8 protein-coding genes and 1 tRNA gene are annotated in these 16,458 nt (G+C 47.6%); 1 reads left to right on the forward strand and 8 read right to left on the reverse strand.

Translation table 11 applies throughout. From position 1 onward, the window contains the following. Positions 1-40: 40 nt before the first annotated feature. The 8 genes from CIL02_RS05375 to CIL02_RS05410 form a co-directional block, all read right to left on the reverse strand. Positions 41-1,342 carry a glycoside hydrolase family 28 protein gene (locus tag CIL02_RS05375; RefSeq protein ID WP_371589021.1) on the reverse strand — a complete coding sequence of 434 codons (1,302 nt, stop codon included), beginning with the start codon at positions 1,340-1,342 and terminating at the stop codon, positions 41-43. A 167-nt stretch (positions 1,343-1,509) separates the two neighbouring features. Beyond that, positions 1,510-3,162: a DUF6377 domain-containing protein gene (locus tag CIL02_RS05380; RefSeq protein WP_141210136.1), complete on the reverse strand. Its 1,653-nt coding sequence runs from the start codon at positions 3,160-3,162 to the stop codon at positions 1,510-1,512. Between the two features lie 6 nt (positions 3,163-3,168). Beyond that, positions 3,169-5,463 carry a beta-glucosidase BglX gene (bglX, locus tag CIL02_RS05385; RefSeq protein ID WP_094399713.1) on the reverse strand — a complete coding sequence of 765 codons (2,295 nt, stop codon included), beginning with the start codon at positions 5,461-5,463 and terminating at the stop codon, positions 3,169-3,171. A gap of 94 nt (positions 5,464-5,557) precedes the next feature. Next, complete coding sequence (locus CIL02_RS05390; RefSeq protein ID WP_094399715.1) at positions 5,558-7,837, reverse strand: glycoside hydrolase family 3 C-terminal domain-containing protein; 2,280 nt, start codon at positions 7,835-7,837, stop codon at positions 5,558-5,560. A 19-nt stretch (positions 7,838-7,856) separates the two neighbouring features. After that, positions 7,857-8,981, reverse strand: a complete 1,125-nt coding sequence (locus CIL02_RS05395; RefSeq protein ID WP_094399717.1) for a family 16 glycosylhydrolase — start codon at positions 8,979-8,981, stop codon at positions 7,857-7,859. Between the two features lie 5 nt (positions 8,982-8,986). After that, the gene (locus CIL02_RS05400; protein WP_094399719.1) at positions 8,987-10,888 is read right to left on the reverse strand and encodes a hypothetical protein; all 1,902 of its coding nucleotides are present in this window, start codon (positions 10,886-10,888) and stop codon (positions 8,987-8,989) included. A 22-nt stretch (positions 10,889-10,910) separates the two neighbouring features. Beyond that, a complete protein-coding gene (locus CIL02_RS05405) occupies positions 10,911-12,419 on the reverse strand; it encodes a RagB/SusD family nutrient uptake outer membrane protein (RefSeq protein ID WP_094399721.1) in 1,509 nt (502 codons plus the stop codon). Between the two features lie 32 nt (positions 12,420-12,451). Next, the gene (locus CIL02_RS05410; RefSeq protein WP_094399723.1) at positions 12,452-15,688 is read right to left on the reverse strand and encodes a TonB-dependent receptor; all 3,237 of its coding nucleotides are present in this window, start codon (positions 15,686-15,688) and stop codon (positions 12,452-12,454) included. Positions 15,689-16,168: 480 nt separating this feature from the next. Between CIL02_RS05410 and CIL02_RS05415 the strand changes: the two genes are divergently transcribed. Next, a tRNA-Phe gene (locus tag CIL02_RS05415) sits at positions 16,169-16,241 on the forward strand. Positions 16,242-16,458: the final 217 nt, after the last annotated feature.

Here is a 16,458-nt window from a genome sequence, read left to right on the forward strand (position 1 = left end):
TTCTGAAATATTTGTTTGCAGATTAGTATATGGGAGGCTTTTACCGCTTCTCTCCATTGATAACGACATTCTTCACTATAGTACCTTCAATGACTGTCTTGTCGAAGGCATTCTTCTGGTCTTTCACTTCAATATTCTCGAACGTAAAATCCTGAAGGTCATACTTGTCGGACGCTCCTACGTCAAAGAAGTTGCGGCAATCCATCTTGATATTTCTCATCACGATATTGTTGCATCTCGACTTTGGCATGTCATCCCGTTGCTCGGGCTTGAAGAACTGAGTCCACGGCCTGATGACAAGGAACGAGCCTGTCTTGCCTGTGAAGCCGTCGACGGTGACATACTCATAATGCTGCGGCGTGTCGGGACGCATCTTGAGCCAAAGAACCCTGTTTGCATCATCGGCATGACAGTTCCTGATGATGACGTTATGGTCGCTGACACTCTCCGAGCCAAGGGTCAGACAGCCATGCACCTTTCCGTAGTGGCAGTTCTGTATAAGGATATTGTTGTTTGGCCCGTTCTCCGGAGCCTTGTCTGCCCATGTTCCCTTTCCGCCTTTCAGCACTACGGCATCGTCGTTGACATTCATGTAGCAACCGTGAACCAGCACGTCTTGGCATACATCTATGTCAATGGCATCGGAACTCGGAGCCTTGACACCACTCGTGGGCGCGTAGATGTACAGATTAATGTATCTCGCGCGCGTACTATTATATATATGGTTGGTCCAGAAAGGACTGTTTATGAGACTTACGTCTTGTACGGTAACATTGGTGCAATTGGAAATATAGGTAAGGCGCGGACGTTGTGCATCCTTGTTGGTGCATTGCGGATTCCACTTGCGGCGTATCCAGAACTCATTCCAGTAATGGAAGCCATTGCCGTCGATGGTTCCCTTACCAGCAATGACGAAGCCGTCAATACTATCGGCATTTACCAAGGCTGTGAAATATTTACATGTCTGCCCCTCTATGCGTGTCTCGCGTATCTCGAAGTCGGCTATGCGCTCTGAACCTTTCAGCTTGCCGCCTTCATCTACATAAAGATGAGTGCCCTGACGGAAAAACAGCGAGCCGCTCATGTAAGTCCCCTTGGGGACAACCACTACTCCACCTCCCTGCTCTGCAGCCTTGTCTATAACGGCCTGAATAGCAGTTGTCTGAACGATGGTACTGTCTGCCTTCACCCCATAGTCGGTGATGACATACTTTCGGCCAAGTGTCTCAACGTCAACCCTGGTGGTGTCAGAGAACCACTCTGATATAGGTGTTCCGTCGGGCCAAAACTGTTGCGCCTGTTTCTTCTTGGCATCAGCACCAGTGATACTCATAGCCAGCATGGCAAGGGTCAGAAATAGATATTGTCTCATCAGAAAAAATAGGTTTAAAATAAAATTTGTGCAAATGTACCACTTTCCATACAACAGGAAAACCAATATTTGGCAAAAATACTATAATTTTTGATTAAAGCCTACTACGCAACATGAAACATCAGAATGATTTCCACCTACATTCCGATATTTTTTACCCGAGTCTCAAAATCATCACGACGGGTAATGGCTGCGCCTTTTACACGCGCGCGATAATTATAAATGGTGTTAACCGAATAATGCAGGAACTTAGCAATACGGGAACTGTCATCGATACCCAAACGAATTAGGGCGAAAATACGCAGAGTGGTATTTAGCTTATACTCTCCTGGCACTTCAATTTGCTCTTCTGGACGCAGAAGAGCATTGAAATCAGAGATAAAATTAGGGAAGAGGTGAAGAAAGGCATTGTCAAAATTGGCACAGAGATCCTCAATCTCCTGTGTCTTCATGTCGGTAGATTTTGTCAATCGGTACAGCTCCTCATATTCACGCCCCTTAACCATACGGTTGACACGCTTACGAAAATCATCAATCTTGTCAATATAGTCGGAACATAAACTCATGAAGCGTCCTACATACACCTCCTTGACCCTTGTCTGCTCGTTGAGCTGACTGATAAGGGTCTTCAATTGGCGATTGGTGTCGTCAAGTGCGAGATTGGCTTGAAGGAGTTCCTCGTTAAGACTCTTCGTCTGAGCATTCTTCTCGCTCAACTCATTATGCGCCTCCTTCAACTGTCTTCGGCGGCGATATTCATACAGAAGCAATACCGCAAGGATGAGCAATAGGATGCTTACCGCAATTGTCATGTTTGTCAGCATAGAGTTAGTATGCTCTATCTCATTCTGATATTGCCGGTCGATACTCGACAGTATAGGGGAAATCTGCCAACTACGCATGTGAGTGCTATAAGTATTGGCACATTCCCATGCAAAATTGATATATACACGGGCACGCTCAAGCTGTCCTTCCTGAGACAGCAGATTGGCAAGCTCCCATAACGAGCCTTGGTCCATCACTGCATTGTGGACGTCACAGATGGCAGACTTGGTAAGCCATGACAGCGCCTCCTTTGGCCTTCCCGCCATACGGAGATCCATAGTGCGATAGAATGCCACAATAGCAAACTCATGACTGTCGGGACTGACATTTTCCAGTCGCTTGTCGTTGTAGCGAAGGGCTCCTTCTATATCTCCTTTTTTATAGCACTCCTGCTCCTTTCGCTGTAGGTAGAAATCGTGGGACGGAGGGAGTATCTCATATATTTTTTCAGTATATTCATCCTGTTTTGCAAAGAATTCGTTCTTCAGCTTGGGGATATTGCTATAATATGCCATCTCGCCATATACATGTGCAAGCGACTTATAGAATTGTCCAAGTGCCTCTCTGTCAACACCTGAAATATCAGTAGAGTCAAGAATTTGCTTTGACTCGACATACTGTCCTGTTGACGAGCAAAGGAAAGCCAATAGAGAACGCGTATGACACAATTGCGACTTGTTGCCTCTTTTCTCGGCAAGAAGAATTGCTTCATAGATATACTTTGCGGCAGAATCGCTCTTGTATGGCATATATTCATTAAAGAGATTGCACGTCAGCTGATAACGTTCCTCATCGTTTGCAACGTTTTGAAGTCGCTGCTTGATAACATCAATCCGCTGTTCGCGTTTCTTCACAAAGTCCGGAGCCTGGACGATTGCTTCGTCCAGGCTTCGGTAAAGTTCTTCATTGTCAGCAAACACATAAAATGACACTACCGACATCAAAAGGGTTAACAAACATCGCATAGTTTATTATTGCAATGTGAATTTCAAGGTCTGTACGTCACGACTATTAGCACCGACCATCACCTCGAAGTCGCCAGGCTCTGCCACATACTGCAAGTCGCTGTTGTAGAACTTCAGCATGTCAACGTTAATATCAAAGGTTACATCACGACTCTCTCCTGCCTTGAGCGATATACGTTCGAAGCCCTTCAACTCCTTCACCGGACGACTAATGGTTGCAGCAACGTCACGTATGTACAACTGGACGACCTCGTCAGCATCATAGTTACCAGTGTTCTTCACGTTGACCGTAAGGGTAATCTTGCCATCGGCCTGCATCGTTGTGCCACTCAACTGGGGCTTTCCATACTCGAACGTTGTGTAGCTCAATCCATAGCCAAAGGGATAGAGTGGCTCATTGCGCTCGTCGATATAGTTGCTCTGATATTTACGGAATACCGGCGTTCCTGCTGGTACAGGCCGGCCTGTGTTGAGATGGTTATAATAGATAGGTATCTGTCCGAGCGTTTTTGGCATTGTCATGGTCAGACGGCCAGATGGTGACTTCTCACCGAAGAGCACATCACAGATGGCATCGCCTGTCTCAGAGCCACCAAACCACACGTTCATTATGGCCGTTACATTCTCGGCTTCCCACGACATAATGGTTGGACGACCAGAGAAGTTGAGCAGTACAACAGGCTTACCTGTAGCGACAAGGTCTTTCAGCAAAGCCATCTGCACGTCAGGAAGCGTAAGATCTGTACGTGACGAGCTTTCACCGCTCATCTCGGCCATCTCACCCATTGCGCAAACAATGACATCAGCATCAGCTGCCACACGCAAAGCCTCTGCCTTAGCCTGAGCATCGTCAACACGTGGTATGTGGCGACCGAAAGATGCTCCATTCTGTGTAGCCTCATCTGCATAGATATTGCATCCCTGGGCAAAGGCCACCTGAGCCTTGTCGCCAACGGCACGTTCCATAGCCTCCTTCAATGTTGAATACAGCTCTGGGGTATCGGCGGTAGACCAACAACCGACCATATTGGTACGGTTGTCAGCAAGAGGACCTATAAGGGCAATCTTTCCTTGCTTTTTCAGAGGAAGAACAGGCGAACATTGGCTTTCCCTTCGGCCGCCGAACGATGTTTCTTCATTTTTTAGAAGTACAAACGTCTTGGCTGCCATTTCCCTTGCTGCCATTCTATGTTCTTCGGTATAGAGGTCAGTCTTCAGGCGCTTTGGCTCACAGAAGCGGTATGGGTCTGCAAAGAGGCCAAGCTTGTATTTTGCCTCAAGCACCCTACGGCATGCACGGTCTATATCGTCCATACCTACACGCCCACTCTCAACAAGGCCGCGTAGCTTGTCTATGAACGCCTTCGAGCACATGTCCATATCTGTGCCAGCCTTTATTGCCAGCTCACTTGTCGTAGATAAATCACCAAGACCATGAATACAAGCCTCACCTATCGATCCGTAGTCAGTAACCACGAAACCATCATATGACCACCTGTCACGCAGAAGGTCGGTAAGCAGCCAACGGTTGCACGTAGCCGGAATGCCGTCAACAACATTGAACGACGACATGAACGAGCCTGCACCAGCATCGGCAGCAGCCTTATAGGGAGGGAGATACTGGTTGAACATCCTCACACGGCTCATGTCTACGGTATTATAGTCACGACCTGCCTCAGCAGCACCATAAAGAGCAAAATGCTTTACACAGGCCATGGCGTTCTCTTTGCCATAGTTACCCTGATAGCCACGCACCAGTGCCTCGGCAACACGGCTTCCAAGATAAGGATCCTCACCAGCGCCCTCGGCCACACGTCCCCAGCGTGGCTCCACGGAAATGTCTACCATGGGGCTGTACACCCAGTTGATGCCTTGCGCCGTAGCCTCCTTGGCAGCGATGCGGGCACCTTCCTCAATAGCAGCAAGATCCCATGAGCACGACTGTGCCAAAGGTATTGGGAAGACTGTTTGGTTGCCATGGATGACATCAAGACCTATAAGCAACGGAATGCCAAGCCGGCTTTTCTTTACAGCCACCGCCTGAAGCTCACGAACTTTGTCCTGTCCCTTGAAGTTCAACACAGCACCAAGCTTGCCTTCGGCAGCAAGCTGTGCCAAAGGACTGTTCATAACGGCACCCGTAGTAACGTCACCTCCCGGAAGAAGATTCAACTGCCCTATCTTCTCATCCAATGTCATTTTCGACATCAGGTTGTCAACATATTCTCTCATCGGTAATTTCTGGGCTGATACCGACAAAGCAGCAAGCAAGGCTGCCGTAATCACAGAAATTCTTTTCATAGGTCTTTAGTTATTCTTTTGCAAAAATATCAAATTATCTCGTCACACCAAAATAATATTGAATATTTTTACATAAACTTACATCATTAAATACTCATCTCAACACAAACGGCACCTTCGACTTTATATCCGAAGCAGAGGAGCCAATCCATGCCTCGAACTTTCCGGGCTCTGCTATCCACTCGCCTCTAACATCATCATAGAAACTCAGTTGCTGGCGGGTAATGCTGAATTCCACTTCACGAGTCTCGCCTGGTTCCAGAACCACCTTCCGGAAATCTTTCAGTTCTTTTACTGGACGGACTACCGATGATTTCACATCACGGATATACAGCTGCACAGTCTCCGCACCTGAGCGCGCGCCCGTGTTGCGAAGTGTAAGGCGGACTTTATAAAGAGGATTATCCGCAGACTGGTTTGCGGCATTGCTGACCGTAGACTGAAGCGATGCATCACAAGCCTCTATCTTTGCCTTGCCATACTCAAAGGTTGTATAGCTCAAGCCGTGTCCGAATGGAAAAAGAGGTGTCAGCTTATGCTGGTCAGCCCAGCGATAGCCTACGAAGATGTCTTCCTTATACTCCTCATCAATAATCTTTCCGTCGCTACGCCATGTTCCAGGATATGCTCCAAGAGCATGCGCACCATAATGGTCGAGGCTCTGCATCCATGAGAACGGCAGCTTGCCTGAGGGATTGGCATCTCCCACAAGGACAGAGGCGAGGGCATTGCCAGCCTCAGAACCAATAAACCATCCCTGAATGACAGCCGGCACCTTCTTTATCCAAGGCATGGCAACTGCATTACCCGATATATTAACAAACACCAGACGAGTATTCACTTGAGCCAACGCCTCAACCAACTTATTCTGTGCGTATGGCAAGGCATAGTCCTTACGGTCATGCCCCTCACAATCCTGATAGTCGCTCTTGTTAAGACCACCAAAGACAATCACATAGTCGGCCTTCTTTGCCTTCTCCACAGCCTCAGCAATCAATTCATCCTCACTTCTGGATTCCGACAGATCCTGACCTGTTGTCACTCCATTATATGCTCCAGTGACGTCACCCACATAACCACGGGCATAATCCACCTCGGCAATACCCCTCAGGCGCGCTCTTAGTCCATCGAGAGGCGACACCTCACGCTGCACCTTCAGAGAAGAAGAACCGCCACCCACTGTCATCATCTTCACGGCATTCTCACCAACTACGAGGATATTCTTTACCTTATTAATATTAATAGGCAAAACAGAACCTCCGTCATTCTTTAGCAGAACGATACCTTCCTCTGCTATTTTCCTTGCGGCTTCGTAATGGCTTTCCGAGCAAAGGAATCCGTGAGGACGCTGACGATTCATTGTTGTGCAATAGAACAGACGCAACACACGTCTTACCTTGTCGTCAAGTTCCTTCGTAGTATATTTTCCTTCCTTTATGAGTCGCTTGTATGCATTGGCAAGATAATAGTTGTCATAGGCATTGGTTGCTCCCATAGTAAGACCGTCAGTCCATGTTCCAAACTCAAGGTCAAGTCCATTCTTAACAGCCTCGTCGGTGTCGTGCGTTCCACCCCAGTCGCTCACCACCACTCCGTCAAACTGCCAATCCTGCTTCAATATCTTGTTGATCAGTATGGCGTTGTGGCAGTTGTGCTGGTTCTTATACAGATTGTATGCACCCATGATTCCCCACGCCTTTCCTTCAGTTATGGCAGCCTTGAAGGCAGGGAGATAGATCTCATGGAGAGCACGGTCGCTGACGATGACATTCACCTGATGGCGATATTCCTCGTCGTTGTTCAAGGCATAATGCTTTACACACGCTGCAACCCCCTTCGATTGCAAACCCTGTATATAAGGAACCACCATTCGTGAGGCGAGATAAGGGTCTTCACCCATATATTCAAAGTTGCGCCCGTTGAGCGGAGTCCTGTAGATATTCACACCAGGACCGAGAATCATGTTCTTGCCACGATAGAGGGCTTCCTCGCCAAGACTCTCTCCATATATCAGTGAGAGCTGAGGATTCCATGTAGCGGCAAGGCAAGTGAGTGCGGGGAAAGCCACACACGAGTCATTTGTCTGCCCGGCTTGTTCCCACTCGTCCCACAGCACATCGGGACGCACGCCATGAGGTCCGTCATCTGTCCAGAAATCAGGAAATCCCAAACGAGGGACACCGGCAGAAGAAAACTTGCTTTGGGCATGTATAACCCTGATTTTCTCGTCAAGTGTCATTCGTTTCAGCGCATCCTCCACCCTCACCTCGATGTCCTTCGTTTCATCAAGATAAGCAGGCAGGCTTTGCGCTTTTACTGTCTGAACGCACAAAAGAGTGATTGCAAGAAATGTATAAAACTTGGTTTTTATCATATTTACTACTTATTCTTAGTTATTTCTTCTGAAACACTCTCACATATTCCACTTCCATAGTACACGGCAGGGCGCTCTCGTCAACACCATTCATTCCGCCCCATGAACCACCCCATGCAAGGTTGAGTATCACATAAAATGGTTCGTTGTAAGGCCAGTTACGCTTGCCGCTTCCGTCATTCTCGTAGTAGAGAAGTTTTTCGCCATCCACGTATGTCTGAATATACTGTGATGTCCATTCAATGGCATATACATGAAAATCCTCCTCCGCTCCGGCAAGATAACGTTCCTTGGTCACCTGAGTATTGTTGGCATGGTAATGTCCAAGAGCATGAAGACTCGAAGATACATAATTAGGATTGGTACCCACCTCTTCCATAATGTCTATCTCACCGTCATCAGGCCATGCCGTAAATTTCACTGGCATCATCCAGAAAGCAGGCCATGTACCCTTGCCCTTCGGCAACTTTATCTTTGCCTCAATATATCCATAAGTCCAACCCGTTCGCACATTACCATAAAGACGTGCGGAATAGATCTTTCCATCCTCCTTGAAGCACTTTATGCGCAATTTGCCATCTTTCAAATCAGCCACACGTGTTCCGGCGGGTGTCTTTTCCTTTACATAAGTCTGCAACTCATTGTTCACCCATCCTGGATTTGCCTCCTGATATGACCACAGGTCGCCATCGGGATAAGCCCCAGAGTCGAACTCGTCGTTCCACACCAACTTATATCCATCAAGAGGACAGGTGATAGCCGACGGATCGGGGATTCCATCACCACCAGCCTGCGTCACCTTTATGTATTCACGTGCAGCACCAGCCATAATAGTCACCGTACCCTCACGACTGTCATAATTGCCGTTCTTCTGCACTTTGACAGTCAATGTGGCATTCTGCTGAGTTGAATTCTCCGGACTTACAGTAATCCATGAGTCACTTGTAGTTGCAGCCCACTCATGATTGGTAGTAAGAGCGACACTCTGCTCACCTGCCTCGCCTGTGAACTCCAGAGACGACTTACTTAGGCTAATGACAGCCTGGCTCGCGCCAGGACTGTCATTTTCATTGTCATCTCCCCCACAAGCAGTGAGGCAAGAGAATAGAAGCAGGATTGTAATTATTGAATACTTTCTTGTCATAAAGGTTATTCTTTGATAAGAATGATATCGCTAATCTTTACATGCGTTCCACCAGGAGTACCGCCAAAGTCGAAGAAGAGTGAGAGCGATGCAGCATCACCCACTGGCAACTTCACACCAGTCACCTTATATGTGAAAGGTTTGTCGGCTATTATTTGATGTCGGTCGGCTACAAAGAAGTTATTGTCGTCGGCACCATCGGTCAGTTTGATTGTCACTCCAGGCATATCATTGTCACCTTCAACAGTGCAACTGAAGGTATAGCTGTCAGCCATTGAGGCACTAAGACTGGTCTTTATCGGGAACTGACCCTGCCACTGTTGTGTACCAATCTCTGCCGGTATGTCAAGCTCCCATACATTACCGTCGTGACTCCATTTAGGATTGTCAATCTGACCCCAACCGTCGTTTGCAAACCATGGGGCCACTTCAATAAAGGACTCACCACTGTCAACCGACTTCCACATGTTGCGCTCATCATCATAAGATAGAGCCTCCTCAAAGTAAATCTTGCTCACCTTAACAACCGTACCAGCTGGAGTACCACCAAAGTCGAGGAAGAGCGATAGTGCAGCAGCATCCTTCAACGGCAGCGACACATTCTCAGCCTTATATACGAATGCCTTGTCAGCAGTAACCTCATGACGGTCGGCGAAGAAGAAGTTATTGTCATCGCCCGTCTCTGTCAGCTTGATGGTAAGGCCCGGCATGTCGTTGTCTGATTCAACTACACAATAGAAGTTATAGCGCTTGTTCATTGAGGCGGAGAGTTTGGTGTGTATCGGGAACTGCCCCTGCCACTGTGATGAGCCGATGCCTTCTGGCATGGTAATCTGCCATGTATCGCCTTCATGCTTCCACTCTGGATCAGCAATCTGTGCCCAGTCATTATTTGCAAACCATGGGGATACCTTGTCAAAGTTGTCACCGGTGTCAACACCCTTCCACAGGTTGGAAGCAGCATCATAGTTCCAGTCCATTGTCGCTCCTGCTTCATCGCCCGGCTCTGGCAAACCGGTATCCTCACGACTTGTGAAGACGAGACGCCAAGCTATTGAACCTTCATCACATACAAGAACCATACGGGTATTGGTGAGAGCCTCAATGCGATAATACGGATTGTTGTATGTAGCATCATTGGGGATATAGGGCAGAAGTGTCTGCGGAGCAAACTGGATATAGAGGCATGCCTCGTCATTGAATGTTCCGGGAACGAGGGTGTATGATGATGTCTGCGGAGCCACCGTCGCCATAAAATCGTTACCGTCATTGGTATTGAATTCTGCAAACACAGAGCTGCCGGTATTAACGTACACTGTGCCGCCCTCACCAGGATTATAGCTATATGTGCCGCCTGTTGCGGGGTCACTGTCTGAATGAGCAAAAGATATGCGGTCGTCATACACGCCCCAGTCAGCCTTGTCATTCACTGCAGCCTTCCACCATTCTGAACCGTCGGTGCCCGAAGGACCGCAACCCATGTGTCCAACCTCAGTATAGTCGACACGCCATTCCTTGTTGCACAACTTGCTGAAATAAGGAGTGAAATCAACCTTTGTCTCGTTGAATGTAAACGAGCCCTTGGCAGATGCCTGAGATATACCATTGCGGTTTATCACCTTCACCTCCAACTCATGTGTGCCCTGTTCCATACTGCTATAGCTACCCGTGGCAAGGAAAGAATAGATCTTGCCGTCGAGATACCATACAGGGTAACAACCCTTGAAATCACCACTTACCGTAAATACTGCGGTATTGGTCTCTTGGTCAGTGGTCACGCTCACTTGTCTTCCATCCACAGTGGGCAGTCCGTTCTGGTCGGCACCTGTAAACTCCTCCGGCGAACAAGCTGTGACAGCAAGTACGCAAGCAAGTACACTACCTATATATTTAAAAATCTTGTTCATAATAAATGTATTTAAATAAGGATTAATAGTTGTTCTGCTTCAATGTCGGGTCGGCATCAAGCTCCGACTGTGCCAATGGAATATGCTTTTTGCTCTCTGTCCAGGAGTTGGTGCGATAACCATACTTGTCGGGCACGAGGGTCGTGGCGGCATAGCCAGTGCGCACGAGATCGAAGTAGCGCTTGCCCTCGCCGCAGAATTCCAGATGGCGCTCATTGAGAATATTGTCGATGTTGCACTCTGAATATCCCTTCAGTCCGGCACGTGTGCGCACCTGGTTGAGATAGTTCAAACCGTCGGCAGAGTTGCCACCGGTGAGCACAATCAGTTCGGCTGCGTTGAGAAGAGTCTCGGCATAACGATATATGCGCTTGTTATTGTTATAGTTGAGGTTCTTAGATGTAGGGCAGTCCTTGTTGTTGTCAGAATATGGACGATATTTCTTCAACCACAGGTGGGTGTCCTGATAACGCTCGGTATAACTATACTCACGAACATCCCACACCGTTGCGTCGCGACGTACGTCACCCTCGGGGAACATCTCCATGGTCTCCACTCGCATTGGCAGGAAGCCCCATCCGTCCTCACCGGCATTCCATCCGTCACCACCGGGCCATGTGTTAGGAGAAATCAATGTAGGCAACACGCTACCGCCTGCAAACATGGCTGTACCCCAGTCGCGCTGTGCGGCATTGTCGTCATAGTTAACCTCGAAGATTGACTCCTGGCACCATTCGCCTGACTCCTCCCACAAAGCTGCATAGTCGGGGTTGAGTTCGTAATCCGGTGATTTGATAATCTCCTTCATGAAACTAAGTGCCTGGGCATAGCGCTGTGTATCCTTCTGATACATAACCATCTCGGCATAGAGCATATATGCCATAGCCTGAGAAACGCGACCCGACTCTGTTGCAGGCCATCTCATTGGCAGCACGTTGGAAGCGATGATATCCTCAAGCTCAGGCAACAGCTGGTTGTATATTTCGTCGGCTGTCATCTGAGGTGCAGTATATGGCAACTCAAGATTCTCGAGATAGAAAGGCACATTGCCATAATAATGCCACAATATATTATAATAGTACACGCGAAGGAGTCGGGCCTGAGCCTCACATTTTTTACGGTATTCTTCTGTTGCACCACCCCAAGAGCAATACTTGATGACGTCGTTGCAACGCTTGATACCAGAATAGAAGTCTGTCCAAAGTGTGGCAAGGGTGTTGTTGCCGTCGCCCTCGAAGTTGAAGAGCTTGTGCCAGTGCTGGTTGTCGGTGATACTTGAACCGCCCACCCAGAAGTCGTCGCCAAGGATTTCGGCATCCACAGTGAGGTCGTTGTATGCCGTACCGTCCCAGTCAGGCCAATGGAGAGGAGAATAAGCCGACATTAGTGCCTCTTCGAGAGTCTCCTCCGTAGTGTAGTATTCCTCAAGCGGCTCTCCCGTGGGGTTGTTCACCTCAAGGAAACTATCGCCACATGACGTTGTCAGCATCATGGCTGATACAGCCATTGCTAAGAATATATTCTTTTTCATATCGTTTATACTTATTATTAAATAATTCCTCATTAGAAATTAAGATTGAATCCTATGGTGTATGTGCGTGCCTGTGGATATACTCCATAGTCAACACCGAGCGATGTTCCGCTTGTACCGATTTCAGGGTCAAATCCCCAGTACTTTGTCCATGTGAACAGGTTCTCTGCCATGGCATACACACGCAGACGGCTGATGCCAATCTTCTGTGTCAGATTACGGGGCAGTGTATATCCGAGAGTAAGATTCTTCAGACGTAGATAAGAGCCATCCAGGATATAGAGGTCGCTCACTACCCAGTTCTTGCTGTCGCCCTGCTTGAGGATTGGCACACGGTTGGATGTTCCTTCTCCTGTCCAGCGTGAAAGCACCCATGTCGGGAAGTTACCCGAAGCGATGTCCTGACGATATGTTGCGTCGAATACATCCACACCGCTTACACCCTGCACGAATACACTGAGGTCGAAACCTTTCCACTCTGCATTGAATGTGGCACCAAACGACCAGTCGGGAGTTCCCTTACCTATCTTTGTACGGTCGTCGGATGTGATTGTTCCGTTGTTGTCGGTATCCTGGAAGATAAGGTCGCCTGGTTGTGCATCCGGTTGGATGAGCTTGCTCTCGCCTGTCTCAGGATTTGTCCAAGTGTATGCGTTCACCTGGTCCATGTTCTGGAATACTCCCAAGGTCTTGTAGCCATAGAAGAATGGGAATGGCTGACCGTTCTCTGCACGTGTTCCGCCGTCGCTAAACTGGTTGATACCCCAGTTGAGGAAACCGGTGTCATTACCCAGATTCTTCAATTCGTTGTGCAGATATGAGGCATTGGCCTTGATAGAGAAGTTGGCGTCAGCAACATGCCACTTATATCCTAATTCAAACTCAAATCCTGAGTTCTCCATATCTCCCACGTTGGCAAGAGGCTTAGCCTCACCTACATAACTCGGGATAGGCATCTCGATAATCATTCCGTTGGTCTTCTTGATGAAGTAGTCAACGGTGAATGTCAATGCATTGTTGAAGAAACCGAAGTCAAGACCAAAGTCAGTCTGCTCACTCTCCTCCCACTTGAGGTCGGGATTGGCAAGGCGGTTGGCCTTCGAACCATATACCATAGAGGCAGTCTGGCCGAGATAGTAGTTACTTGTACCGCCCACTGTCGAGAGTGTGGTGTAAGCGAAATCTCCGATGTTGTCGTTACCGTTCTTACCCCAAGAGAGGCGTACTTTGAAGTTGGTAAGCCATGAACTCGTCTTCTCCATGAATTTCTCGTTCATCACGTTCCAACCAAGAGAAACTGATGGGAATGTACCATATTTATTATTCGAACCAAAACGGCTCGAACCGTCACGACGGATTGTGAACTGAGCCATGTAGCGCTCATCGTAGTTATAGCTGAATCGTCCGAAGAGTGAAGACAGGCGATGCTCTACATACGGACCGCCACCTACACCTACGTAGCTCTTCACACCGATGATATTTCCATTGGCATCAACCTCTGTTCCGAAGTCGCCGCCTGTGGTATAGTTGAGATATGGTTTGTTGACATTCACAAGATTCCAGTGGGAGCCAGAGAGATCGTCGCCCTTGAATTTCAGTGCCGACTGACCAAGCACCACTCCGATAGAGTGCTTACCGAAGGTCTTGTCATAGGTAAGGGTATTCTCTACCTGCCATGTAGTATTATTGCCCTTATATACAGAGGCTGATGTATGGTCTGCATTGTTGTTTCCAGAGAAATAGTATTTCTCGGTGACTGCCGACTCATTACCCCAGAACGACTGCTCTGCACTCCAGGTGAAGTGATATTTCAGATTGTCCCAGATTTGGAGGTCGATAGCTATCTTCGGCATGAATTTATGTGCCCAGTTGCGTGTAGGATTGCGCTGCATAAGTGCAATCGGGTTGTTCTGCTCGTTATATGAACCAAGATAACCTGGGATTGTATAAGGATTGCCATTGGCATCACGATAAAGATCGAATGATGAATAGTGGTCAATCATGTCCTGTCCTACCTGTCCTGTCAATGTGATAGGCAGTGTCGGGGCGAGATAAAGAGCCGAACCAAGTGGCGAGCCCCATGTAGAGTTGGCATCGATTCCTGTGTTGTGCACACGCATATAAGAGAGATTGGTGTGCAGTTCCAACTTGTTAAGGAACGAGCGCTCCTTACTTGCGTCGACCAATGTGAATGAGTTGTTTGCACGAAGAGTAAGACGGTCGTAGTTTGACTGTCCGTAGTTACCTCCTACAATACCTTCCTGAGAGAAATAACCAGCAGAGAAATAGTAGTTCACCTTATCCGAGGCACCACTTACCGACACGTCGTGCTGCACTATAGGCGCATTGTCGTTGAAGAGAGCTTCCTGCCAGTCAGTACCGAAACCAGTAATCTTATTACCGTTAACATCGGTGATGTTGTATGGATCAGAAAGATTTGCCATATCAGCAGGCAATGTCTGCTTGCCGTTGATATACTTCTCGTTCATCAGCACAGCATAGTCGGTGGCACCGGTAACATCACGCTTCTTCCATGCGCTCTGCCATCCGTAAGAGAAGTTGTAGTTGATAGAAGCCTTGCCAACCTTTCCTTTCTTGGTAGTCACGAGGATAACACCATTGGCAGCTCTCGCACCATAGATAGCACCAGAGGCAGCATCCTTCAACACCTCCATAGACTCGATATCGGCAGGGTTAACAGATTCCATACCATCCTGGTTGGTAGGCATTCCGTCGATGATGTAAAGCGGTTCGGAATTGTTGATAGTACCGATACCACGCACGCGGATCATAGACTTAGAACCAGGCTGACCGGAAGCGGATGTAACGTTTACACCGGCAGCCATACCCTTCAGCGCATCATCGGCACGAAGACGTGTCTTTCCTTCGAGGTCGTCGGCACTAACCTTGGCAATAGAGGCTGTAACTACAGACTTCTTCTGCACACCATAACCGATTACAACCACATTATCGAGCATTTGTGCATCCTCATGAAGTACTACGGTCATATTATCCGATGCCTTTACTTCACTGGTCCTGTATCCGACATAGGATACAACAAGGGTGGTTCCGGGTGCTACCGAGATTCTGAACTTACCATCAAGGTCGGTAACAGAACCATTCGATGCATTCTTTTCAACTACAGACGCACCAATAATTGGGTCGCCATGGACATCTTTTACTATGCCCGTGAAAAGTTGTTTCTGAGCCATTGCGGACATTGCCATAAACAACATCAGCAAAAACAATAGATACTTTTGTCTTTTCATACGTTTGGTTTTTAGTAATTTTAGGTAAATTAATTAATCTGTTGGCAAAGATAATTTTTTTTTGCACACAAAGATTTAACTATAATTCAAAAAGTGGATGAATCGAAGACTAAGAAACATATATAAACATGATTATCAACTATTTACATTATTTATAAAGAGGAAAAAGAGTGGATGAAATATAGAGTTGTAAAAAGTACATTAATATGGTTGAAGGGCATAGGACATAGGGTGCATACTTACAATAGAGGACTGGAAATAGTCCCGATTGACCATCGCCATTTGACCTCATACCTTCACCCTTTGACTTTAGCCCTTTGGCCCTAGAACTGCCACCTTTGACCTTAGTCCATAGTCCTTAGTCCTTTGACCTTTGACCTTTGACGATTGTTAATAATTATTAATACCAGTAGATTTCTATTCTTATACTTCTTTGTTTAGAAATTATTGTATTACCTTTGCATCCGCAAAACACAAGAGGGTGCCATAGCTCAGTTGGTAGAGCAAAGGACTGAAAATCCTTGTGTCCCCGGTTCGATTCCTGGTGGCACCACTCCTCCTTTCATTAGCCCGGTTCTTCTTCGGAAGGCCGGGCTTTTTTATTTGAGGTCTAAGGACTAAGGTCTAAGGGCTGAGGGCTCTGTGGAAAAAAACATGGGGATGGGACTCCTAAATGAAGGCAATGCTTTGCGTAGGCAAATGCAAAGCTTTGCGTAGGCAAATGCAAAGCTTTGCGTGGACGGATGCAAAGCTTTGCGTGGGCAGATGCA

It is taken from the genome of Prevotella sp. P3-122 (assembly GCF_002251365.1).
Classification (GTDB): domain Bacteria; phylum Bacteroidota; class Bacteroidia; order Bacteroidales; family Bacteroidaceae; genus Prevotella.